We start from the raw sequence: 21,426 nt of genomic DNA on the forward strand, positions 1-21,426 counted from the left end.
GTCATGACCCAGCAGATCACCGTCACCCACACCCACGGGACACGGATCTCGGTCGCCTCCGGCGGTGTCGAGCTGATGGCCTACGTCTACGCGCCCGACCCGGACGCCTTCGAGGCCCGCAAGCCGTACGCCCACCCGCTGCGCACCCTCGCCGGAAGCCCGGTCTCCGGCTACCGGCCGAACGACCACCGCTGGCACAAGGGCCTGCAGATGACCTCCAGCCATCTGTCCGGCCAGAACTTCTGGGGCGGCAACTCCTACCTCGGCCCCGACCAGGGCTACCAGCGGGTCGAGGAGCGGGTCGGCTCCATGCGGCACGACGGGTTCGAGGAGTTCACGGTCACCGACGACCGGCTGCGCTTCACCGAGAAGCTCACCTGGGTCGCCAATCCTTCCCTTCACCACAGCGGCGGCCAGGAGTGGGCGCGCGAGCTGCGCACCATCGAGCTGCACTCGGTCGAGCCGGACGAGGGCACCTGGGCCCTGGACTGGTCCATCCACCTCACCAACATCCGCGGCGAGGCGCTGCACTTCGGCTCCCCGACCACCGCGGGCCGTGAGATGGCCGGATACACCGGGCTGAACTGGCGCGGCCCCCGCGACTTCACCGGCGGCGACGCCTTCGGCCCGGACGGGCGCGGCGGCGAGGGCGAGGCGGGCGCCTCGGACCTGATGGGCACCCCGGCCGCCGACGCCCCCTGGATCGCGTTCACCGGGGAGCACGACGCCATCGACGCGCACTCGACACTGCTGTTCGCGCACGCCCCGGAAAACCTGGACAACGCTGCCGCGATCCACGCCTCCCACTGGTTCGTGCGCTCCGAGCCGATCCCCTCGGTCGCCCCCTCGTGGGCGTTCTTCGAGGAGTTCGAGCTGCCGCCGGGGGAGTCCTTCGGCTACCGCTACCGCGTGGTGGTCGCCGACGGCGCGTGGGACCGGACGCGCGCCGAGGGCTACCTCAAGAACCACGGGTGGTGAGCGACATGGCCGCGTCCTCTGCGATGCCCGCCCCTCTGCCGGGTGGCGTGGGGATGTCCCACATCAGCGCGTACGACTGGGAGGCAGCCGACGGTGTGTGCGGCGGCAGCCCCCACCTCCACCTCGCCTGCACCGAGGCGTACGTGGTCACGGCCGGGCGCGGCGCCGTCCAGACCCTGACCGTGGCCGACGGCTTCAGCGAGACGCCGCTGGAGCCGGGCGCGGTGGTGTGGTTCACCCCCGGCACGGTGCACCGCATGGTGCAGGGCGGCGGCCTGAAGGTGACCGTGCTGATGCAGAACAGCGGGCTGCCCGAGGCCGGGGACGCGGTGTTCACGTTCCCGCCCGAGGTGCTGGCCGACCCCGGGCGTTACGCGGCGGCGGCCGCGCTGCCCGCCAAGGAGGGCCCGGCGGCGGAGGTGGCCGCCCGGCGCCGCCGGGACCTCGCGATCGAGGGCTACCTCACCCTGCGGGCCGCCGCCGAGAAGGGCGACGACGCGCCGCTGCGCGCCTTCCACGAGGCGGCGGTGCGGATCGTCGCGCCCAAGGTCGAGGACTGGGAGCCGCGCTGGCGGGACGGCGCGCTCGCCGCCGCTCAGCGCACCGGTGAGCAGCTGACCGCGCTCGCCGCGGGCGACCCGGCCCACCTCGCCGACGCCCGGGTCACCGCGACCGGGCCCAGCCGCCGCGGCGGCTACGGCATGTGCGGACGGCGGGACGAATACGAACTGCCCGGCGCCACGCTCCCGTACTACGGCGAATAGGCACCGGCATCCCCCCCACATGGACAGGCACATCGGCACATCACAGGAGGGAGGTCGGTCCGGCGATGCGCAAAAAAGGGACAACGGTGTCCTGCGCACTGTCTCTCGTCCTCACACTCGGCGGGACCCTGACCCTGACGGGCTGCGGCGGCGGTGAGGGCGGCGGCTCGGGCGGCAAGGTCACCCTCCGGTTCGCCTGGTGGGGCAACCCCGACCGGGCCGCCCGCACCGAGGAGGCCGTCAAGCTCTTCGAGAAGCGCCACCCCGGCATCGACATCAGTACGTCCTTCGCGGGTTTCGACACCTACAAGGCGAAGCTCGCCACCCAGGCCGCGGGCGGTGACGCACCCGATGTGATGCAGCTCGACTACCGGCAGATCGACCAGTACTCGAACTCCGGGATCCTGCTGGACCTGGACAGGTACCCCGAGCTGCGGACCGCCGAGATCGACAAGGGGCTGCTGGCCACGGGTGTGGTGAACGGCAAGCAGTACGCGATTCCGGCGGCCCGCAACACCGAGACGGTGGCGTACGACTCGGCGCTGTGGCGCGCGACGGGCATCCCCGAACCCACCCCCGACTGGACGTGGGACGACTGGGCCGACGCGATGCTCAAGCTGTCCAGGTCGAAGGCCGCGGGGGGCCAGGCCGGCTCCACCGACCCCGGTCAGAGCGAGGACATCTTCGAGGTCTGGCTGCGCGGGAAGGGCAAGGCCCTCTACACCCACGGCGGTACCCGCCTCGGCTTCGACGCCGACGACCTGACGCGCTACTGGCAGTGGTGCACCAAGCTGCGCAAGGAGGGCGCGGTGGCCCCGGCCGAGGTGACCACCCGGATGGACGGATCGGTGGAGACCACCGCGCTGGGCCTGCGCAAGGGCGTGACCAGCTTCAACTGGGACTCGGCGGCCAGCGGTTACCAGGCGATCATCGGCGAGGGAAAAGTGAGACTCGCGGCGCTGCCGGTCGACGTGACCGGGAAGCGGGGCCAGTTCTTCAAGCCGTCGATGTTCTTCGGGGCGTCCGCCAAAACGGCACACCCCAGGGAATCGGCCCGGTTCATCGACTTCCTGCTCAACGACCCGCAGGCGGGGGCCATCCTCGGGGCTTCCCGGGGCATCCCGGCCAATGAGTCCAGCCGGAAACGGGCGCTGCCCAAGCTGGAGGGCTTCGACAAGGTCGTCTACGACTACCAGAAGCAGTTCGAGGGCAAGCTCGATGCCCCGCCGGAGGCCCCGCCCAAGGGCGACGCCTCCCTCCAGACCACCTTCCAGCGCGACTACGACCAAGTGAGTTACGAGCGAATGTCTCCCCGCGAGGCGGCCGAGGACTACATCACCGAGGCGAAGGCGGAGCTGAGGCAATGAGCACGACCATGACCCGCTCCGAGGACGGCGCTGCCGTCCGTACCGGCGAGCGGCGGCGGCCGAAGCGCGAACGGCAGGGCGCCGCCTGGGTGTTCCTGTCGCCGTGGGTGCTCGGTGCCGCCGTGCTGACGCTGCTGCCCATGGCCGTATCGCTGTATCTGTCGTTCACCGACTACGACATGTTCGACGCCCCGAGCTGGGTGGGCCTCCGCAACTACACCCAGATGTTCACCGAGGACCCCCGCTACTGGCGGTCGGTCACCACGACCCTCACCTATGTCGTGATCGCGGTGCCGCTGCAGCTCGCGGCGGCCCTCGCCGTGGCGCTCGGGCTGAAGCCCGTCAGGCGGGGCAAGGGCTTCTACCGATCGGCGTTCTACGCGCCCTCGCTGCTCGGCGCGTCCATGTCCATCGCCCTCGTCTGGCGGGCGATCTTCAGCAACGGCGGCACCGTCGACAAACTCCTCTCCGGCGTCGGCATCCACACCGGTGGCTGGACCACCAAGCCGGGCTGGGCGCTGCTCGCGGTCGCGCTGCTGACCGTATGGCAGTTCGGTGCCCCCATGGTGATCTTCCTGGCGGGGCTCCAGCAGATACCGGTGGAGTTGTACGAGGCGGCGGCCGTGGACGGGGCGAGCTGGTGGCGGCAGTTCCGCTCGATCACCATCCCGATGCTGTCCCCCGTCCTCTTCTTCAACCTGGTGCTCCAGATGATCCAGGCGTTCCAGGTCTTCACCCCCGCCTTCGCGGTCAGCGGCGGACAGGGCGGGCCCGCCGACTCCACCCTCTTCTACACGCTCTACCTCTACGACCGCGGCTTCGTCGCCTCTCACATGGGCTACGCCTCCGCCATGGCGTGGGTGCTGCTGATAGCCATCGGAGCCGTCACCGCGGTCCTCTTCCGGACCTCCCGGGCCTGGGTCTTCTACGCCAACGACAACAACGAGGGGGGCCGATGACCACCGCCCCGATCACCACCACCGCCCCGGTGGCGCGGCGGCGGCCAACGGGCCGGATCGTCCTGCACATCTGCCTCATCGCCGTGCTGCTGGTGATGCTCTATCCGCTGGCCTGGATGGTGGCGACCTCGTTCAAACCCGCCGACGAGGTCATCGCCAGCCTCAAGCTGCTCCCCAGCCACCTGGAATGGAGCAACTACACCACCGCCCTGGAGGGCGTGAACGAGGTCAGCGTCGGCCGGCTGCTGTGGAACTCGCTGCTCATCGCGTGCGGCGCCGTCCTCGGCAACGTCATCAGCTGCTCGCTCGCCGCGTACGCCTTCGCCCGGCTGCGGTTCCGGATGCGCGGGCCGCTGTTCGCCTTCATGATCGCCACGATCATGCTGCCGCACCACGCGATCCTCATCCCGCAGTACATCATCTTCAACCAGCTCGGCATGGTGAACACCTACTGGCCGATGATCCTGCCGAAGTTCCTGGCCACCGACGCCTTCTTCGTCTTCCTCATCGTCCAGTTCATGCGCGGGCTGCCGCGCGAGCTGGAGGAGGCGGCCCGGATCGACGGCTGCGGGCCCTTCCGCTCCTTCTTCAGCGTCATCCTGCCGCTGACCAGGCCCGCGCTGATCACCACCGCGATCTTCACCTTCATCTGGACCTGGAACGACTTCTTCACCCAGCTCATCTACCTCTTCGAGCCGGAGAAGTTCACCCTGACCCTGGCCCTGCGCTCCTTCGTGGACGCCTCCAGCCAGTCGGCGTTCGGCCCGATGTTCGCGATGTCGGTCTTCGCCCTGCTGCCCATCGTGCTCTTCTTCCTCGCCTTCCAGCGCTTCCTGGTCGAGGGCATGGCCAGCTCCGGGCTGAAGGGGTGAGCCGCCATGCCGTCCTCCGCGACCACCCGTGAACCGGGCGAGCTGACCGGCCCGCGCTTCGCCCTCTTCGCCGACGTCCTGGCGGTGGGCCTGGCCACGGCCGCCGCCTCGCTGCCGCTGATCACCGCCCCCGCCGCCATGTCCACGGCCTGCGCCGTCCTCGACCGGCGGGTGCGGGAGGACGCCCCCGCCACCGCGGGCGGCTACCTCCGCGCCCTGCGGGCCCGGCTGCGCACCGGCGACCTGCTGGCCGGGGCCGGGATGCTGGCCGGTGGCGCGCTGCTGCTGTTCAACGCGCTCGCGTCCGGGGCGGGCCTGCCCGGCGCGGTCGCCTTCCGGCCCGCGCTGCTCGCGGTGGCCGGGCTGCTCACGGTCGTCCTGCTGCGGGCCTGCGCCCGCCCCGAATCGGCGACGAGCTGGCGCACCGCGCTACGCTCGGCCGCGTACGCCGGTGTGCGCACCCCGCGCGCGAGCCTCGTGCTGCTGCTGGCCGTGGCCACCGCCGCCGTCTGCGCCTGGGCCTATCCGCCCCTTCTCTTCCTCGTCCCCGGTCCGCTCGCGATCGCCGCCAGAGCCACGGAGCACCACCTTTGAGCCTGCCCCGACGTCACTTCCTCGCCGGATCCGCCGCAGCGGGCGGGTTTCTCGCCGCGCCCGGCGCGCCCCCGGCCGCTGCCGTCGGCCATACCGACAAGCCGTTCCTGGAGCTGCTCACCAAGGCCGCCGACAAGCGGGTGGCCGAAGTGGTCGACGGGCTCGACGCCACCCTCGCCCAGCTGAACAACCTCGGCCAGGCCCGCCCCGCCGCCCGCAGCCTGCGCCTGCTGACCTCCGTCCACGTATGGGCCGACGCCGAGCACCACCACGACGCCGCGCTCATCGCGCCCATGACCCGGCTCGCCGACGCGCTGGCCGCCGCCCAGTTCGACGACGGCCTCTTCGACCAGGGCGCGGTGCACTCCCCGCCGGACACCGCCTTCTCGATCGTCGACCTGGGCCTGCTGTACGGCCTGCTGGACGACGACGACCACCCGTCCACCGCGAAGGTCCGCGCCACCCTGAAGAAGATCCTCCGCAAGGCCGGGGCGGGGCTCTCCACCGGCGGGCTGCACACCCCCAACCACCGCTGGAAGGTGTGCGCCGCGCTCGCCCGCGTCAACTCCTTCTGGCCCGACGACCGCTACACCCGCCGCATCGACGACTGGCTGGCCGAGGGCATCGACCAGTACGAGGCGGGCCAGTACAGCGAGCGCAGCGCCACCTACGCGCCCATCGTCACCAACCCCGCGCTGCTGACCCTGGCCCGGCTCACCGACCGCCCGAAGCTGTACGACACCGTGCGGCGCAACCTGGAGGCCACGCTCCACCTCGTGGAGCCCAACGGCGACGTGGAGACGGTGCATTCGCGCCGCCAGGACCAGAAGACGGTCAAGCACCTGTCCGAGTACTGGCTGCAGTACCGGGCGCTGGCGATCCGGGACAAGGACGGGCGCTTCGCGGCCATGGCCGAGACCGTCCAGCGGCGCGGTGCGGACCAGACCTTCGACGAGACCCCGCTCGGGGACTTCCTCGCCGAGGTGCTGGACGAACCGGAGCTGGCCGCGCCGCTGCCGAAGGCCACCGCCGTGCCGTCGGAGTTCACTTGGCACGACAAGGACAGCGGGCTGGTGCGGATCGGCCGGGGCGCCACCCGTACGTCCCTGTTCGGCGGCACGGACTTCCCCGACGTCCACGCGATCTCCTCGGGCCTGTCCACCAACCCGACCTTCTTCAAGTGGCGCAAGGGCGCCGCGATCCTGGACTCGCTGCGGCTGTCCCCGCAGTTCTTCTCGCTCGGCCACTTCCGCGCCGAGAACGTCGAGCGCACGGCGGACGGCTGGCGGCTGTGGGCGGACGTCCGCGCCGGATACCACCTGCCGCTGCCCCCGCAGCACCGCCACCCCGACGGCCGCTATCCGCTGACCGACGACGGCCGCTTCTGGTCCGCGATGGACTTCCCGCACCGCCCCAAGCAGTGGCGCACCCTGCACACCGAGGTGCGGGCGGCCGAGGCGGACGGCGGCTGGAACCTGGACGTCGAGGTCGGCGAGTCCGAGGTCCCGCTCGCCCTGGAGCTGTGCTTCCGCACCGGGGGCACGCTGACCGGCGTCGAGCCCGTGCCCGGCCAGAAGGACACGTATCAGCTGGTCAAGGGGTACGGGACGTACACGTGCGGCGATGACGTGATCACCTTCGGCCCGGGCAACGGCAGCGGCCCGCGCCAGCCCGCCGTCATGGACCCGGGGGAGCGCTATACCTGGATGGGCGGCGATCTGCCGGTGTCCGGGCTGCGCGTGCTGATCACCGGGCGTTCACCGCTCGTGTATCGCTTGACTCTGCGGTGACTCCGCGGTGAAGCGCTGACTGACCCCTGTGCCGCCCCCGTGCCCGCTCTGTACAGGGATGGCCGGGGGAGTTAGCGTAGCCACTAGTAAGCGCTTACTGTGAAGCGCTTACTGCGATGCTGTTACCACCTCTGGTGACCTTGGTGAGGAGACGAAGCCACGTGACACGTAAGACCGTGCGGATCGCCATGAACGGTGTGACCGGCCGGATGGGATACCGCCAGCACCTCGTCCGGTCGCTCCTCGCCATCCGCGAACAAGGCGGCGTCGACCTCGGCGACGGCAGTGTGCTGTGGCCCGAACCGCTGCTCGTCGGCCGCCGCGAGCACGCCCTGAAGGAGATGGCCGAGCGCCACGGCCTCGACCCCGTCGCCGACGTCTCCACCGACCTGGACGCCGTGCTCGCCGACGACAGCGTCGACATCTACTTCGACGCGCAGGTCACCGCCGCCCGTGAGGAGGCCATCAAGAAGGCCCTCGCGGCGGGCAAGCACATCTACACCGAGAAGCCCACCGCCACCGGCCTCGACGGCGCCCTCGAACTGGCCCGGCTCGCCCAGGCCGCCGGCGTCAAGCACGGCGTCGTCCAGGACAAGATCTTCCTGCCGGGGCTGCTGAAGCTGAAGCGGCTCATCGACGGCGGCTTCTTCGGGAAGATCCTCTCGATCCGCGGCGAGTTCGGCTACTGGGTCTTCGAAGGCGACTGGCAGAGCGCCCAGCGCCCCTCGTGGAACTACCGCGCCGAGGACGGCGGCGGCATCGTCGTCGACATGTTCCCGCACTGGGAGTACGTCCTGCACGAGCTGTTCGGCCCCGTCCGCACCGTCCAGGCCCAGACCACCACCCACATCCCGCACCGCTGGGACGAGCAGGGCAAGCCGTACGACGCCACCGCCGACGACGCGGCCTACGGCATCTTCCAGCTCGAGGGCGGCGCCATCGCCCAGATCAACTCCTCCTGGGCGGTCCGCGTCAACCGCGACGAGCTGGTCGAGTTCCAGGTCGACGGCACCGAGGGCTCCGCCGTCGCGGGCCTGCGCAACTGCCGCGTCCAGCACCGCTCGGCCACCCCCAAGCCGGTCTGGAACCCCGACCTCCCGGCCACCGAGTCCTTCCGCGACCAGTGGCAGGAGATCCCGGACAACGAGGAGTTCGACAACGGCTTCAAGGCCCAGTGGGAACTGTTCCTGCGCCACGTCGCCCTGGACGAGCCCTGGCGCTGGGACCTGCTGGCCGGTGCGCGCGGCGTCCAGCTCGCCGAGCTGGGCCTCGCGTCCTCGGCGGAGGGCCGCCGGCTGGACGTGCCGGAGCTGACGCTGTGACCCTCCACCTCCCCGCGCCGGGCGGCACCACCCGCCCCTACGAGCCCCGCACCGAACCGCTCTCCCCGACGACCGGGGCCCCGCTCACCTCCCGCGTCGTCTTCTCGGCCGCCCACGTGGTCGCCGACCCGTACGCCGACGTCAGTCCCGACAGCCCCGCCGCCGTCGACTGGGACGCCACCCTCGCCTTCCGCCGCCACCTGTGGTCGCACGGGCTCGGCGTCGCCGAGGCCATGGACACCGCCCAGCGCGGCATGGGGCTGGACTGGGCGGGCGCCGCCGAGCTGATCCGCCGTTCGGCGGCCGAGGCGAAGGCGGCCGGCGGCCGCATCGCCTGCGGTGTCGGCACCGACCAGCTGCCGCCCGGGGACCGCACCCTGGACGAGGTCCGCGCCGCCTACGAGGAACAGCTCGCCGTCGTCGAGGCCTCCGGCGCCCAGGCGATCCTGATGGCCTCCCGCGCCCTGTGCGCCGCCGCCAAGGGCCCGGACGACTACCTCGACGTCTACGGCCATCTGCTGCGCCAGGCCACCGAGCCGGTCGTCCTGCACTGGCTGGGCCCGATGTTCGACCCGGCCCTGGAGGGCTACTGGGGCAGCGCCGACCTGGACGCCGCCACCCGCACCTTCCTCGACGTCATCGCCGCCCACCCCGACAAGGTCGACGGCATCAAGGTCTCCCTGCTGGACGCCCAGCGCGAGATCGACCTGCGGCGCAAGCTCCCCCACGGGGTGCGCTGCTACACCGGCGACGACTTCAACTACCCCGAGCTGATCGCGGGCGACGACCGCGGCTTCAGCCACGCCCTGCTGGGCATCTTCGACCCGCTGGGCCCGCTCGCCGCCGAGGCCGTACGCCGCCTGGACACCGGCGACACCGCGGGCTTCCGCGCCCTGCTCGACCCCACCGTGGAACTCTCCCGCCACCTCTTCCAGGCCCCGACCCGCTACTACAAGACCGGCGTGGTCTTCCTGGCCTGGCTGGCGGGCCACCAGTCGCACTTCACCATGGTGGGCGGCCTGCAGTCGGCCCGTTCGCTGCCGCACCTGGCGCGGGCGTACGAACTGGCCGACGGACTCGGTCTGTTCCCGGACCCGGCCCTGGCGGAGTCCCGTATGAAGCACCTGCTGTCCGTCCATGGAGTCGCCCAATGAGTTCCGTGCCGCGCCTGAGCCTGAACCAGGAAACGATCAAGCAGTGGTCGCTGCCGGAGCTGGCGGAGGGCTGCGTCAAGGCGGGCGTCACGGGCGTCGGTCTGTGGCGCGAACCGGTCCAGAAGTACGGAGTGGAGGCCGCCGCCCGGCTCATCCGCGACGCTGGCCTGACCGTCACCTCGCTGTGCCGCGGCGGATTCTTCACCGCGCTCGACCCCGATGAGCGCGCCGCCGCCCTCGCCGACAACCGCGCCGCCATCGACGAGGCCGCCACCCTCGGCACCGACACCCTGGTCCTGGTCTCCGGCGGCCTCCCGCCCGGCAGCCGCGACCTGTTCGCCGCCCGCGAGCGCATCGCCGACGCCCTGGGCGAGCTGGGCCCGTACGCCGCCGAGCGCGGCGTCCGCCTGGCCATCGAACCTCTGCACCCGATGTACGCCTCCGACCGCTGCGTGGTCTCCACCCTGGCCCAGGCCCTCGACCTGGCGACCCGCTTCCCGGCCCACCAGGTCGGCGTCGTCGTGGACACCTACCACCTGTGGTGGGACGACACCATCGCCGCCCAGATCGCCCGCGCCGGCTCGGAAGGCCGCATCGCCGCCTTCCAGCTCGCCGACTGGATCACACCCCTGCCGGAGGGCGTGCTGCTGGGCCGGGGCCAGCTCGGCGACGGCGCGGTCGACTTCCGCTGGTTCCGCGAACAGCTCGACGCGACCGGCTACGACGGCCCCATCGAGGTCGAGATCTTCAACCCGGACCTCTGGGCCCGCGACGGCGCCGAGGTCCTGGCGGAGGTGGCCGACCGCTACCGCGCGCTGGTGCTGTAGCGACCGCCGTCGGCTGCCCGTTCGCCTATGGGACCACCGCTGGGGCCACCGCTGGGGTCACCGCGTATCCGGGCACCGACGGCCACCGCACGGTCAACACCACCGACTCCTCCTCCGCGCACCAGGAGTGGTCGACGCCGCGCCCCCACACGACGTAATCACCCTGCTGCTCCAGGAGGACGCTGCGGCCGGGCAGCTCGACGCGGAAGCGGCCGCTGATCAGCACCAGCAGAGCCGTCCGCTCCTCGCCCCGCACCCACTCCGCCCGCTCGTCCCCGGGCGGGTGGACGCCCCACTTGATCTCCACATCCTCACTGTGGCGGGGGTCGTCGGCCTCCTTGAAGTGCCCGAGGATCCACCCCCGGTCCAGTGCCGCGTCCTTGCCCGCGTTGCCCACGTACACGTTGTCGTTCACGCCTTCGGAAGCTAGCAGGTGGGAGCCCCTGGAGCGCGGGGCGCCGTACGGGCCGGCCGCGATCCCCGCGCTCGGTGCCGATTTCCGCCCCAGCCGGTCAGCGCGGCAGCCCCGGGGCCGGTTTCGAGGGGGACGGCCGGGGGCGGGTGCTGTCGCCCGGGGTGGAGGTGGGGGCGGGGGCGGGGGTGGGGGTGTCGGAGACGCGGGGGTGGTGGGCCGGCGGCTCCGGACGGCTTCGCCCCGGCGAACCGGGAAGGAGCAGGAAGCACAGGACCGCGGTGGCGGCCGCGGCCGCGACGACGAGGGACGCGGTCCGCCGGATCCGGCGGGTCCCCCAGGCCCGGCCCACGGGAGGCCGCGCCGGTGACAGATCGTGGGCGGTGATGAGCCGCGCACGGGCGTCGAGGGCGGTGCGCAGCCGTCGTTCGACGGCGGGACGCCTCGTTGTCATCGGTCCACCTCCAGCAGCTTCTCGAGGGTGTCCAGCGCGCGGCTCGCGGTGGACTTCACCGTTCCACGGGACACGCCCAGGGTCTCCGCTATCTGTGCCTCGGTCAGGTCCGACCAGTAGCGCAGCACCAGTACCTCACGCTGACGCCGGGTGAGTTTCGCCAGCGCGTCCAGAACCTGGCGGTGCTCCTCGGCGAGCAGGAGCCGCTCGTCGACCGGCGCGCCCTGCCCCTGGTGGGGCGGGGTGTACGCGCGCGCCGTGCGGCGTCTGCGCAGCACGGAGCGGGCGGCGTTGACGACAGCGGTGTGCAGATAGGCGTGCGCGTCCTCCAGGCTGTCCAACGCGGAACCGTGCCTGCGGCACACCGCGGCGAAGGCGTCCTGGACGACGTCCTCGGCGGTGTGCTGGTCGTCCACCAGGAACACCGCCAGCCGGACCATGTCCAGCCGCCGGGCCCGGTACAGATCGGCCAGCGTGGGGCTCGGCTCCCGGCCGTTCCGGCCGCCTTGGCCGTCCCGGCCGTCCACCGGCTTGAGCAGCCGGAACCGCCGCCGGGCGCGTGGCGGTTCGACGCCCGGCGGCGTGGCGGTCGTCCGGGTGCGGCGGAGCAGCCGGACCCACCACGGCAGGACATGAGTGAGCTGCATCGTCCTCGTTCACCTCATCGGTGGGCCGGGGCCGGCTCCGGATCCGGCCCCGACCCATCCGGGACTGGCGGCTAGGGGCGGGCCGGAGCGGAGGGCACCGGCTTGGGGTGTGCGGAGCCGGGGACGGACGGGACGGGCTTGGGCTGGGTGTCGTCGGGGGTGGAGGGCACGGGCTTGGGGTGCGTGGAGCCGGGGACGGACGGGACGGGCTTGGGCTGGGTGTCGTCGGGGGTGGAGGGCACGGGCTTGGGGTGTGCGGAGCCGGGGACGGACGGGACGGGCTTGGGCTGGGTGTCGTCCGGGGCGGACGGCACCGGCACCGGGGTGGACGTGCTCGATGTGGTGGCCGGTCGCGCGTGGTCGGCGGTGGCCGCCTGGGCGGCCATGCCGCCGCCCACGAGCAGGGCGATGCCGGCGGCCGACCCCAGCACCCAGGTGCGCGCGGGGCGGCTCGGCTTTTGTGCGCGGATGTGCCGCATAGGGACGACTCCAAGAGGTCGGGGGAACGCTGACGGGTCAGGCGGCGCCGGAGGCCGGAAGACCCACCCCGGAAACCCGCCTTCACCCCACCAGACGTGCGGCCCCACCCGGGGTTGTCGCGGCCACCCGGAAATTTTTCCGCGACGGCGGGGCCACCTCTCCGCGGCGCCGGAGCAAGCCGATCAACCCCCGGGGCGCGAGCCGCGTCACTCACACCACGGGGGCCACCCGGGCCCCACGGCGACCCGGAGGTCTGCGGATGAGACAGAGAACGGCACGCGGGGGCTTATGCGCCCTGGTGGTGAGCCTGGCCGTGGGCGCCGCCACCCTCGCGCCCGCGCACGCCGCCACGACGGACGGCCACGAGGCCACGCGTGACGCGCTGCGGGAGTGGGTGGAGGAGGGCGGGATGCCCGGGGTGGCTGCCCGGGCTGGTCCGGGGCAACGGGAACGACGGTGGCGGGATCACCCTGCGGCGCCTGCTCAACCACACCAGCGGCCTCCACAACTACACCGACGACCCGGACTTCCAGGCCAACACCTCCGGCGGCGGCTTCCCCGAGCACCGCTACGACACCTACACGCCCGAGGATTTGGTGGCGGTCGCGATGAAGCATCCGCCACACTCCGCGCCGGGCGGGGAGCCGCGGTACTCGAACACCGACTACGTCCTCGCGGGGATGGTCATCGAGAAGGCGACGGGAACACTCCTACGCGCGGGAGGCGACGCGGCGGATCATCAAACCGCTGAAGCTGCGCGAAACGTCGTTCCCCGGCACCAGCCCGCGGACGCCCAGGCCGCACCCCGTCGCGTACTCATGGCTCCACGACGACTCCCCCGGCGCCCCGGTCCACGACGGAGTTCTGCGGACCTGAAGTAACGGATCAATAACTTCAGAAAATCGTGCAACCCTTCCGCACCCTGGCCGGTCGTACCTGGCATCGGGCTTCCTGGGAGGGGATCTGGGGGGATTTCAGAGGAAGCCCTGGGGAGGGGAAACGAGGGGCCTGGTCGACGGACCGGGCCCCTCGAAACGCGTCTCCGCCTTGTCCTGGGGGTGCCTAGCGCAGGTCGCGGCTCAGGGGGCGGTCGTGCCTCAGCTCGCCGAAGAGCTTGTTCGCCCGCGCGGTGTTCCACCGTACGGCGCTGCCCTTCGAGGTCCGGAAACCCAGGCTGGAGACGGGGACGTTGATCCGCTGCCCGTGGCCGGCCGTCACGCCCTTCATCGCCTCGAACAGCGACAGGAGATCGGGCATGCTCATGCCCTTGTCGACGATGAGGGTGTCCAGCCCCGCGCGTATCGTCGGATAGAGCGTGAACGGGTCGAGTGCGACACCCGGCGTGGCGGCCTTGTGGGCGAGCGCGGCGAGGAATTTCTGTTGATTCTTGGAACGTCCGAGGTCTCCCTGGGCCTCTTGGTGACGCTGCCGGACGAATGCGAGCGCCTGGGCGCCATCGAGGTTGTGACAGCCCTTCTTCAGATTCAGCCCCGACTTCTCGTCCTTGACATTCTTCTTCACGCACATGTCCACGCCACCGACCGCGTTCACCAGACCCACGAAGCCCGCGAACCCTATTTCCGCGTAGTGGTTGATGCGCAGACCCGTATTGCGCTCGATGGTGCGGATGAGTAAATCGGGACCGCCCAGCGAGTACGCCGCGTTCAGCTTGTTCCGGGCCGCGCGGTAGTGCTTGCCGGTCTCGGGACGGATGAAGGAGGGAATGGTCACCCAGGAGTCACGCGGGAGGCTCATCAAGGTGCTGCCGTGGGCACCGGTGTGGAGCACCATCACCGAGTCGGTGCGGCCGCCGTCGGCGGAGCCGGTGTGCAGTTGCTTCTTGGTGGCGCCGGACAGTCCGTTGCGGCTGTCGGAGCCCACGATCAGATAGTTGGTCCCCTTGCCGTGCGGCGGGCGGTCCGCGGCGGCCTTGTCGAGGTCGACCCGGCGGTCGAGGGCGCTGTCGGCCCAGACGTAGGTGCCCGCGGCTGCCAGGAGCGGCAGGCGGAGCAGGAGGGTCACCGTCCGCGCGATCCGGCGCCGCCGGCTGGCGGGCTGCCTGGGCGGTCTGCGTCTGAGGGACGGGCCTCCGCCGGAGCCCGTCCCGCCCCCGCGCTGGGGCGGGACGCCCGGCCATCCCGCGGCCCCCGGGGGTGCCTCTATGTCTTTCGTCAAGCGAGGCGTGGGGTTCGGGGTTCGTAGAAGGTGCCGTCGCGGAGCATGGCGAACAGCACGCTGATGCGGTGGCGGGCCAGGCGGAGAAGTGCCTGGGTGTGGGTCTTTCCGCGGGCCCGGCACCGGTCGTAGTAGGAACGGGAGGCGGGATCGTGCAGTGCTGCGAACGCGGACAGGAACATCGCGCGTTTGAGCTGCCGGTTGCCGCCTCGTGGTGCGTGTTCGCCGTGGATCGAGGTTCCCGACGACTTCGTTGTCGGGGCGAGGCCGGCGTAGGAGGCGTTCGCCGTGACAAAGAACTCACTTATGGCCGAAGGGCGGCAGTGGCGCCGAGGGCGGTTGACAGGTCGGCGCATTTGATGATCGAATCGCCAACCTCTCAACCGCGAGCCGGAATACGGTTATTCGCGCCGCCGTTGAATTTATTTCGCCGCATCGTTTTCGGCGGAGTGATTCAGAACGGCACGCCGCACCGCAGCAGTACGTTCGCGTACGGCCGCGCCTCACCGGTCCGTACGACCAGCTTCGCCGTGGCCGTCCGGGACTTCAGCTCCTCGTGGGACACGAGATCCAGCGCGGGGTAGGGGAAGCAGGCGTCGAGCAGGGCCATCGCCGCCGGGTTGTGCTCGCTCACCTCCTGCGCCGCGACCGCCCCCTCGGTCACCAGCTCGTCCAGCAGCCCGGTCAGCACCTGCTCGAAGGACGGCACACCCTCCCTGAAGGCGAGGTCGACGACGACGGGACCGCAGGACGGTATCGGCAGGCCCGCGTCGCACACCATCACCGTGTCGGTGTGGCCCAGCAGCGCGATACCCGCGCTGAGATGACGGTTGAGGATCCCCGCGCGCTTCACAGGGCGGCCAGCTCGTCGGCGGTCGGGAACGACACCTGCGCCCCGGCCCGGGTGACCGCGGCCGCGCCGACGCGTACGGCGTACCGGACCGCGGTCTCCAGGTCGTCGCCGACGCCCAGGCGCCAGGCGAGCGCGCCGGTGAAGGCGTCACCGGCGCCCGTGGTGTCCACGGCGTCGACCGGCAGGCTGGGGACATGGACCGTACGGTCGCCGTCGGCGACGAGCGCGCCCGCGCCGCCCAGGGTGACCACCACCGAGCGCGGGCCGCGCGACAGCAGCGCCGACGCCCACGCCTCGGGGTCCGTGGCGTCCCCGGCCGGATCGCCGCTCAGCAGATACCGCGCCTCGTGCTCGTTGACGACGAGGGGATCGCACGCGGCGAGCACCTCGGCGGGCAGGGGCGCGGGCGGGGAGGGGTTGAGCACCACGCGCGGCCCGGGCCGGTCGCCGAAGCCCGCGTCCGCGGTGCGCACCACCTCGGCGACCGTCTCCAGCGGGATCTCCAGTTGGAGGGAGACGACGCGGGCGGCGGCCAGCAGGCTCCCGGCGCCGCGCACGTCTCCGGGGGTGAGCCGGGAGTTGGCGCCGGGGGAGACCACGATGCTGTTGTCGCCGGAGGGGTCCACCGTGATCAGCGCCACTCCGGTGGGCGCGCCGCCGACCAGGACCCCGGCGGTGTCGACCCCGGCCTCCCGCTGCGAGTCCAGCAGCAGCCGGCCGTAGGCGTCGTCGCCGACCCGGGCCAGCAGGGCGGTGCGGGCCCCCAGCCGGCCGGCGGCGACGGCCTGGTTGGCACCCTTGCCGCCGGGGTGGACGGCCAGGTCGGAGCCGAGGACGGTCTCCCCGGCCCCGGGGCGGCGGTCGACGCCGACCACCAGATCGGCGTTGGCCGAGCCCACGACCAGCAGGTCGTAGTCGTGCATGCGGTATGTCCTTTCAGACGGGCGATTTTGTCAGCTGTCACTCGTCAGCCGTCACTCGTCAGCTGTCACTTGTCAGCTGTCATTCGTCGGCTGTGGCTTGTCAGCTGATACCTGTCAGCCGATACCCGTCATCCGTCAGTGGTCAGCCGACACCTGTCATCTGGTACGTGTCAGCCGGTGAGCCGTTCACTTCGCCGCGACGACCTTCACCGGGACCTTGACCGCACCGGCGATCTTCTCACCCTTCGCTGCCTTGATCGCGTTCCGTACGACCAGCCGCCCCAGCTGCTCGGGCTGCTGGGCGACGGTCGCGGTGAGCGTGCCGTTCCGTACCGCCTTGAGACCGTCCGGCTCGCCGTCGAAGCCGACGACCTTGACGGACTTGCCCGCCTTGGAGCCCAGCGCCTTGATCGCGCCGAGTGCCATCTCGTCGTTCTCGGCGAAGACGCCGTCGACGCCGGAGTGGGCCTGGAGCAGGTTGGTGGTCACGTCCAGGGCCTTGGTGCGGTCGAAGTCCGCGGGCTGCTTGCCGACGACCTTGATGCCCGGGTAGGCCTTCAGCCCCTCCGCGAAGCCCTGGCCGCGCTCGCGCGAGGCGGACGTACCGGCGACGCCCTGGAGGACCAGGATCCGGCCCTTGCCGCCCAGCCGCTCGGCCAGCGTCTTGGCGGCGAGCTTGCCGCCCGCGATGTTGTCGGAGGCCACCAGGGAGGCGATGTCCGCCTTGTTGACGGTCCGGTCGGCCGCGAGCACCGGTATACCGGCCTTGTTGGCCGCCTTGACGGACGGGCTCGCCGCGTCGGAGTCGACCGGGTTGATGATGATCGACTTCATGTTCTGGCTGGTGAAGTTCTGTATCTGATTGGCCTGCTGGGAGGCGTCGTTCTGGGCGTCGGTGACGGTGAGGCTGATCCCGGCGCGCTTGGCCTCGGCCTGCGCGCCCGCCTTGAGCTGGACGAAGAAGGGGTTGTTGAGGGTCGAGACCGACAGCCCCACCTTGGTCTTCGCGCCGCTGTCCGAACCGGAGTGCCACAGGGACGAGCCGAAGGCGAACGCGGCGACGACCACGGCGGCCACCGCGAACTTCCCGGCGTTCACGGCCGCCTTGCGGCCGCCGCCGGACGGACCGCCCGCCGAGGCGCCCGGCGCCGCGGGGCGGGCCCCGGCGCGCCGGCGCACCGTGTCGAGCAGTACCGCGAGCGCGATGACGACACCGATGACGACCTGCTGCCAGAAGGCGGAGACCTCCAGCAGGTTGAGCCCGTTGCGCAGCACGGCCAGGATCAGCGCGCCGATGAGCGTGCCCGACGCCTTGCCGACGCCGCCGGACAGGCTCGCGCCGCCGATGACGACCGCGGCGATCGCGTCCAGTTCGTAGCCGACCGCCGCCTGCGGCTGCGCGGAGGACAGCCGGGAGGCGAGCACGATGCCCGCGATCGCGGCGAAGCCGCCGGACAGGGCGTAGATGACCAGCTTCTGGCGGCCCACCCGGATGCCGGAGAGCCGGGCCGCCTCCTCGTTGCCGCCGATCGCGTACATCGCGCGGCCCGTGTACGTACGGCCCAGCACCGCGGAGGTGATCAGGCCCATGGCGATCATCACGAGCACCGGGACCGGCAGCCAGCCGCCGAGCGTGTCGCCGAGGCCGGACACCGAATCCGGGACGGAGATGGGGCTGCCCTGTGAGATGACCAGGGCGAGGCCCCTGCCGACCGACAGCATCGCGAGCGTGGCGATGAACGACGGCAGCTTGCCGAACGACACCAGCGCCCCGCTGACCAGGCCGCATGCGACGCCGGTGGCGACGGCGAGCAGCGCCGCGAGCCATACCGGCAGCCCCTGCGAACTGGCCGACCAGGCGAGCACGGTGGCGGACAGCGCGGCCACCGAGCCGACCGACAGGTCGATGCCCGCGGAGACGATGACGAAGGTGACGCCGAAGGCGAGGATCGCGGTGACCGCCGCCTGGACGCCGACGTTGAGGAGATTGTCGGTGGTGAGGAAGTCGCCGGACAGCAGCGACATCGCCGCCACCAGCAGCACCAGGGCGCTCAGCGCGCCGTTGTCGAGCAGCACGCGGCGCAGTACGGCCGGGCCCCCGGGGTCCTTCGTGGACGCGAGCGTGTCAGTGGCCACGGGAGCCCTCCTTTTCGTTGACGCCGACTCCTTCGTCGGCGCCGTCTGTGCTTCCTTCGACGCCCTTGACGTCCTTCACCGCCAGGGCCATGACGGCGTCCTGGGTCGCTTCCCGCGCGGTCAGCTCTCCGGTGATCCGGCCCTGCGCCATGACCAGGACCCGGTCGCTCATGCCCAGCACCTCGGGGAGGTCGCTGGAGATCATCAGGACGGCGTGGCCGGAGGCGGTGAGTTCGTTGATGAGCTGATAGATCTCGACCTTGGCGCCCACGTCGATGCCGCGGGTCGGCTCGTCGAGGATGAGCACCTTGCTGTCGGCGAGCAGCCACTTGCCGATGACGACCTTCTGCTGGTTGCCGCCGGAGAGGGTGCGCACGCGCTGGTCGAGCCCGGCCATCCGGACCGCCAGCTGCTCGGCGATCCGTTCCGCCGCGCGGCGCTGCCCGGCCCGGTCGACGAACCCGGCGCGGGTGGCGCCGCGCAGCGTGACCAGGCCCAGGTTCTCCTGTACGGACGCGTCCAGGACCAGTCCCTGGCCCTTGCGGTCCTCGGGGACGAGGCCGATCCCGGCGTCCATCGCGGCGACCACGTCATGGCGGGGCAGCGGCACGCCCGCGACCTCGACGGTGCCGGTGTCGTACGGATCGGCGCCGAAGAGGGCCCGTACGACCTCCGTGCGGCCCGCCCCGACGAGACCGGCGAGGCCGACCACCTCCCCGGCACGCACGTCGAAGTCGATGTCCTGGAAGCTGCCGCCGCGGCCGAGCCCCCGGACCTTCAGCAGCGGCTCACCCGCGTTCCCGGACGCGCTGCCGGAGGCCGGGCGCTCCCTCGGGTACTGCTGCTCGATGGACCGCCCGACCATCAGCCGCACCAGTTCGTCCTGATCGGTGGTGGCCGGGACCTGGGTGACGCTGCGGCCGTCGCGCAGGACGGTCACGCGGTCGCCCAGGGCGGCGATCTCCTCCAGGTGGTGGGTGATGAAGACGACGCCCACCCCGTCCGCGCGCAGGGTGCGGACGATCCGGAAGAGCTTGTCGACCTCGTCCGTGGTGAGCACGGCGGTCGGCTCGTCCATGATCAGAACGCGGGCGTTCAGGCTGAGCGCCTTGGCGATCTCGACCATCTGCAGCCGGGCGATCCCCAGGTCGCTGACGCGGGTACGGGGAGAGACGTCCACGCCGACGCGGGCGAGGAGTTCGGCGGCCCGCTCGTCCATCGCCGTACGGTCGACCAGCCCGAAGCGGCGCGGCTGACGGCCCAGGAAGATGTTCTCGGCGACGCTGAGGTCGGGGACGAGGTTGAACTCCTGGTAGATGGTGGCGATGCCCAACCGCTCGGCGTCCTGCGCGCCCTGGATGCGGACCGGGTTGCCGTCGACCAGTACGCGTCCCCCGTCGGGGCGGTGCGCGCCGGACAGCATCTTGATCAGCGTGCTCTTGCCCGCGCCGTTCTCGCCGAGGAGGACGTGCACCTCGCCCCGGCGGAGGTCGAAGTCGACGCCGTCCAGCGCGACCACGCCGGGGAACGTTTTGCGGACCCCCTCCATCCGCAGGATCTCCTCCCCGTGGTCCGCCGGTTCCGGCTCGGGGCTGGGCGTCGTGGTCATGGCGTGTTCCCTTCGGGCTCGCCGCAGGAGCGGCGGGGGACCAGGCGGGCGGACAGGGTCACCGATGCGGCGGTCCGCCCCTCCACGCGGTCGATCAGCGCGCCGACGGCGGCGTGGCCGAGGTCTCCGGTGGGCTGGGCGATGGCGGTGATCGGCGGATCGGTGTGGACGAACCACGGGATGTCGTCGAACGCGGCGAGCGCCACGTCGTCGGGCACCCGCAGCCCGCGGGAGCGGATCTCGTCCATCGCGCCGAGCGCCATCAGATTGTCGGCGGCGAAGATCGCCTCCGGGGGCTCGGGCAGGTCGAGGAAGCGGGCGGTCACGCGCCGCCCGCTGTCGGCCTGGAAGTCGCCCTGGCCGATGTGGTCGGCGGGCAGGGCGAGGCCGAACTCGCGCAGGGCGGAGCGGAAGGCGTCCACCCGTTCGCGCCCGGTGGTGGTGGCGGCCGGGCCCGCGATGATGGCGAGCCGGCGGTGGCCGAGGGCGTGCAGATGGGCGACCAGATCGCGGACCGCGCCCCGGCCGTCGGTGCGCACGACGGGCACCTCGTCCAGCCCCTCGCCCTCGATCCAGCGGTCGACGAAGACCATGGGCGTGCCGGTGCGGGCGGCGTCCAGCATCAGCGGGGAGCCGCCGTCGGTGGGGCTGACCAGCAGGCCGTCGATGCGGCGGTCCACCAAAGTGCGGACGTGGTGGTCCTGGAGGTCGGGCCGCTCGTCGGCGTTGCCGATGACCACGCTGTAGCCCCGGTCCCGGGCCGCGTCCTCGACCGAGCGGGCCAACTCGGTGAAGAAAGGGTTCAGCACATCGCTGACGACCAGCCCGAGGGCACGGGTCTGATGGGTGCGCAGCGAGCGGGCGACGGCATTGGGCCGGTAGCCGAGGTCGGCGACGGCGGCGAGCACCTTGTCCCGGGTATCCGTACGGACGGCCGGGTGGTCGTTGAGCACCCGGGAGACCGTCGCGACGGAGACCCCGGCGCGCCGCGCCACGTCCTTGATGGCCGGCATCGCCCCACCTCCTCGTGGAATCGATTACATCGATGACGCCGAGGGAGATTGGAATCGATTACACGAGGGCGGGGCAAGATGCCGGAGCGGGCCGCAA

The 21,426-nt window shown here is 71.7% G+C and carries 20 protein-coding genes and 2 pseudogenes; 11 read left to right on the plus strand and 11 right to left on the minus strand.

All coding sequences use genetic code 11. From position 1 onward, the window contains the following. Window positions 1-3: 3 nt before the first annotated feature. From ASC60_RS19720 to ASC60_RS19765, 10 genes are all read left to right on the plus strand, one after another. The gene (locus ASC60_RS19720; protein ID WP_055552687.1) at window positions 4-978 is read left to right on the plus strand and encodes a PmoA family protein; all 975 of its coding nucleotides are present in this window, start codon (window positions 4-6) and stop codon (window positions 976-978) included. 5 nt (window positions 979-983) lie between these two features. Then, window positions 984-1,742 carry a cupin gene (locus ASC60_RS19725; protein WP_055553108.1) on the plus strand — a complete coding sequence of 253 codons (759 nt, stop codon included), beginning with the start codon at window positions 984-986 and terminating at the stop codon, window positions 1,740-1,742. 65 nt (window positions 1,743-1,807) lie between these two features. After that, on the plus strand, window positions 1,808-3,109 hold the full coding sequence (locus tag ASC60_RS19730) for an ABC transporter substrate-binding protein (protein WP_055552688.1): 1,302 nt from the start codon (window positions 1,808-1,810) through the stop codon (window positions 3,107-3,109). Continuing rightward, a complete protein-coding gene (locus ASC60_RS19735) occupies window positions 3,106-4,068 on the plus strand; it encodes a carbohydrate ABC transporter permease (RefSeq protein WP_055552690.1) in 963 nt (320 codons plus the stop codon). The genes ASC60_RS19730 and ASC60_RS19735 overlap by 4 nt, the downstream gene beginning before the upstream one ends. Then, entirely contained in the window at window positions 4,065-4,940 is an 876-nt protein-coding gene (locus tag ASC60_RS19740) for a carbohydrate ABC transporter permease (RefSeq protein WP_107097119.1), read from the plus strand. The genes ASC60_RS19735 and ASC60_RS19740 overlap by 4 nt, the downstream gene beginning before the upstream one ends. 6 nt (window positions 4,941-4,946) lie before the next feature. Continuing rightward, window positions 4,947-5,534: a hypothetical protein gene (locus ASC60_RS19745; protein ID WP_055552692.1), complete on the plus strand. Its 588-nt coding sequence runs from the start codon at window positions 4,947-4,949 to the stop codon at window positions 5,532-5,534. Then, window positions 5,531-7,324 (plus strand): hypothetical protein, encoded by a 1,794-nt coding sequence (locus ASC60_RS19750; protein WP_055552694.1) that lies wholly within the window; start codon window positions 5,531-5,533, stop codon window positions 7,322-7,324. The genes ASC60_RS19745 and ASC60_RS19750 overlap by 4 nt, the downstream gene beginning before the upstream one ends. A gap of 161 nt (window positions 7,325-7,485) precedes the next feature. Continuing rightward, complete coding sequence (locus ASC60_RS19755; RefSeq protein ID WP_055552695.1) at window positions 7,486-8,646, plus strand: Gfo/Idh/MocA family protein; 1,161 nt, start codon at window positions 7,486-7,488, stop codon at window positions 8,644-8,646. Continuing rightward, window positions 8,643-9,800 (plus strand): dihydrodipicolinate synthase family protein, encoded by a 1,158-nt coding sequence (locus ASC60_RS19760; RefSeq protein WP_055552697.1) that lies wholly within the window; start codon window positions 8,643-8,645, stop codon window positions 9,798-9,800. Before ASC60_RS19755 ends, ASC60_RS19760 begins: the two co-directional genes overlap by 4 nt. Beyond that, window positions 9,797-10,627, plus strand: coding sequence for a sugar phosphate isomerase/epimerase (locus ASC60_RS19765; RefSeq protein WP_055552699.1), 831 nt, complete (start codon window positions 9,797-9,799; stop codon window positions 10,625-10,627). The genes ASC60_RS19760 and ASC60_RS19765 overlap by 4 nt, the downstream gene beginning before the upstream one ends. 25 nt (window positions 10,628-10,652) lie before the next feature. Here the strand turns inward: ASC60_RS19765 and ASC60_RS19770 are convergent, their stop codons facing one another. The 4 genes from ASC60_RS19770 to ASC60_RS19785 all read right to left on the minus strand — a co-directional run bounded on the left by ASC60_RS19770 (window position 10,653) and on the right by ASC60_RS19785 (window position 12,619). Then, on the minus strand, window positions 10,653-11,042 hold the full coding sequence (locus ASC60_RS19770) for a hypothetical protein (protein ID WP_055552701.1): 390 nt from the start codon (window positions 11,040-11,042) through the stop codon (window positions 10,653-10,655). Between the two features lie 97 nt (window positions 11,043-11,139). After that, window positions 11,140-11,493 carry a hypothetical protein gene (locus ASC60_RS19775; protein WP_055552703.1) on the minus strand — a complete coding sequence of 118 codons (354 nt, stop codon included), beginning with the start codon at window positions 11,491-11,493 and terminating at the stop codon, window positions 11,140-11,142. Further along, complete coding sequence (locus tag ASC60_RS19780; RefSeq protein WP_055552704.1) at window positions 11,490-12,140, minus strand: sigma-70 family RNA polymerase sigma factor; 651 nt, start codon at window positions 12,138-12,140, stop codon at window positions 11,490-11,492. Before ASC60_RS19780 ends, ASC60_RS19775 begins: the two co-directional genes overlap by 4 nt. 71 nt (window positions 12,141-12,211) lie before the next feature. Then, window positions 12,212-12,619, minus strand: a complete 408-nt coding sequence (locus ASC60_RS19785) for a hypothetical protein (protein ID WP_055552706.1) — start codon at window positions 12,617-12,619, stop codon at window positions 12,212-12,214. Between the two features lie 420 nt (window positions 12,620-13,039). On the opposite strand from ASC60_RS19785, the pseudogene ASC60_RS19790 reads away from it, so the two are divergent. Then, window positions 13,040-13,478, plus strand: a pseudogene (locus ASC60_RS19790) (serine hydrolase domain-containing protein); the annotation flags it as partial. A gap of 204 nt (window positions 13,479-13,682) precedes the next feature. Here ASC60_RS19790 and ASC60_RS19795 read toward each other — a convergent pair. The 7 genes and pseudogenes from ASC60_RS19795 to ASC60_RS19825 form a co-directional block, all read right to left on the minus strand. After that, a complete protein-coding gene (locus tag ASC60_RS19795) occupies window positions 13,683-14,795 on the minus strand; it encodes an LCP family protein (protein ID WP_079038496.1) in 1,113 nt (370 codons plus the stop codon). After that, window positions 14,792-15,076 (minus strand): annotated as a pseudogene (locus ASC60_RS38480) (transposase); the annotation flags it as partial. The pseudogene ASC60_RS38480 and the gene ASC60_RS19795, both read right to left, overlap by 4 nt. A 173-nt stretch (window positions 15,077-15,249) precedes the next feature. Beyond that, window positions 15,250-15,648, minus strand: a complete 399-nt coding sequence (gene rbsD, locus ASC60_RS19805; protein ID WP_055552711.1) for a D-ribose pyranase — start codon at window positions 15,646-15,648, stop codon at window positions 15,250-15,252. Further along, complete coding sequence (locus tag ASC60_RS19810) at window positions 15,645-16,571, minus strand: ribokinase (protein WP_055552712.1); 927 nt, start codon at window positions 16,569-16,571, stop codon at window positions 15,645-15,647. The genes rbsD and ASC60_RS19810 overlap by 4 nt, the downstream gene beginning before the upstream one ends. A 186-nt stretch (window positions 16,572-16,757) precedes the next feature. Next, window positions 16,758-18,707 (minus strand): substrate-binding domain-containing protein, encoded by a 1,950-nt coding sequence (locus ASC60_RS19815; RefSeq protein WP_055552714.1) that lies wholly within the window; start codon window positions 18,705-18,707, stop codon window positions 16,758-16,760. Beyond that, a complete protein-coding gene (locus ASC60_RS19820) occupies window positions 18,697-20,316 on the minus strand; it encodes a sugar ABC transporter ATP-binding protein (RefSeq protein ID WP_055552716.1) in 1,620 nt (539 codons plus the stop codon). Before ASC60_RS19820 ends, ASC60_RS19815 begins: the two co-directional genes overlap by 11 nt. Next, window positions 20,313-21,329, minus strand: a complete 1,017-nt coding sequence (locus ASC60_RS19825) for a LacI family DNA-binding transcriptional regulator (protein WP_055552718.1) — start codon at window positions 21,327-21,329, stop codon at window positions 20,313-20,315. Before ASC60_RS19825 ends, ASC60_RS19820 begins: the two co-directional genes overlap by 4 nt. Between the last annotated feature and the right edge of the window lie 97 nt (window positions 21,330-21,426).

This window comes from Streptomyces sp. NBRC 110028 (assembly GCF_001417735.1).
GTDB lineage: Bacteria > Actinomycetota > Actinomycetes > Streptomycetales > Streptomycetaceae > Streptomyces.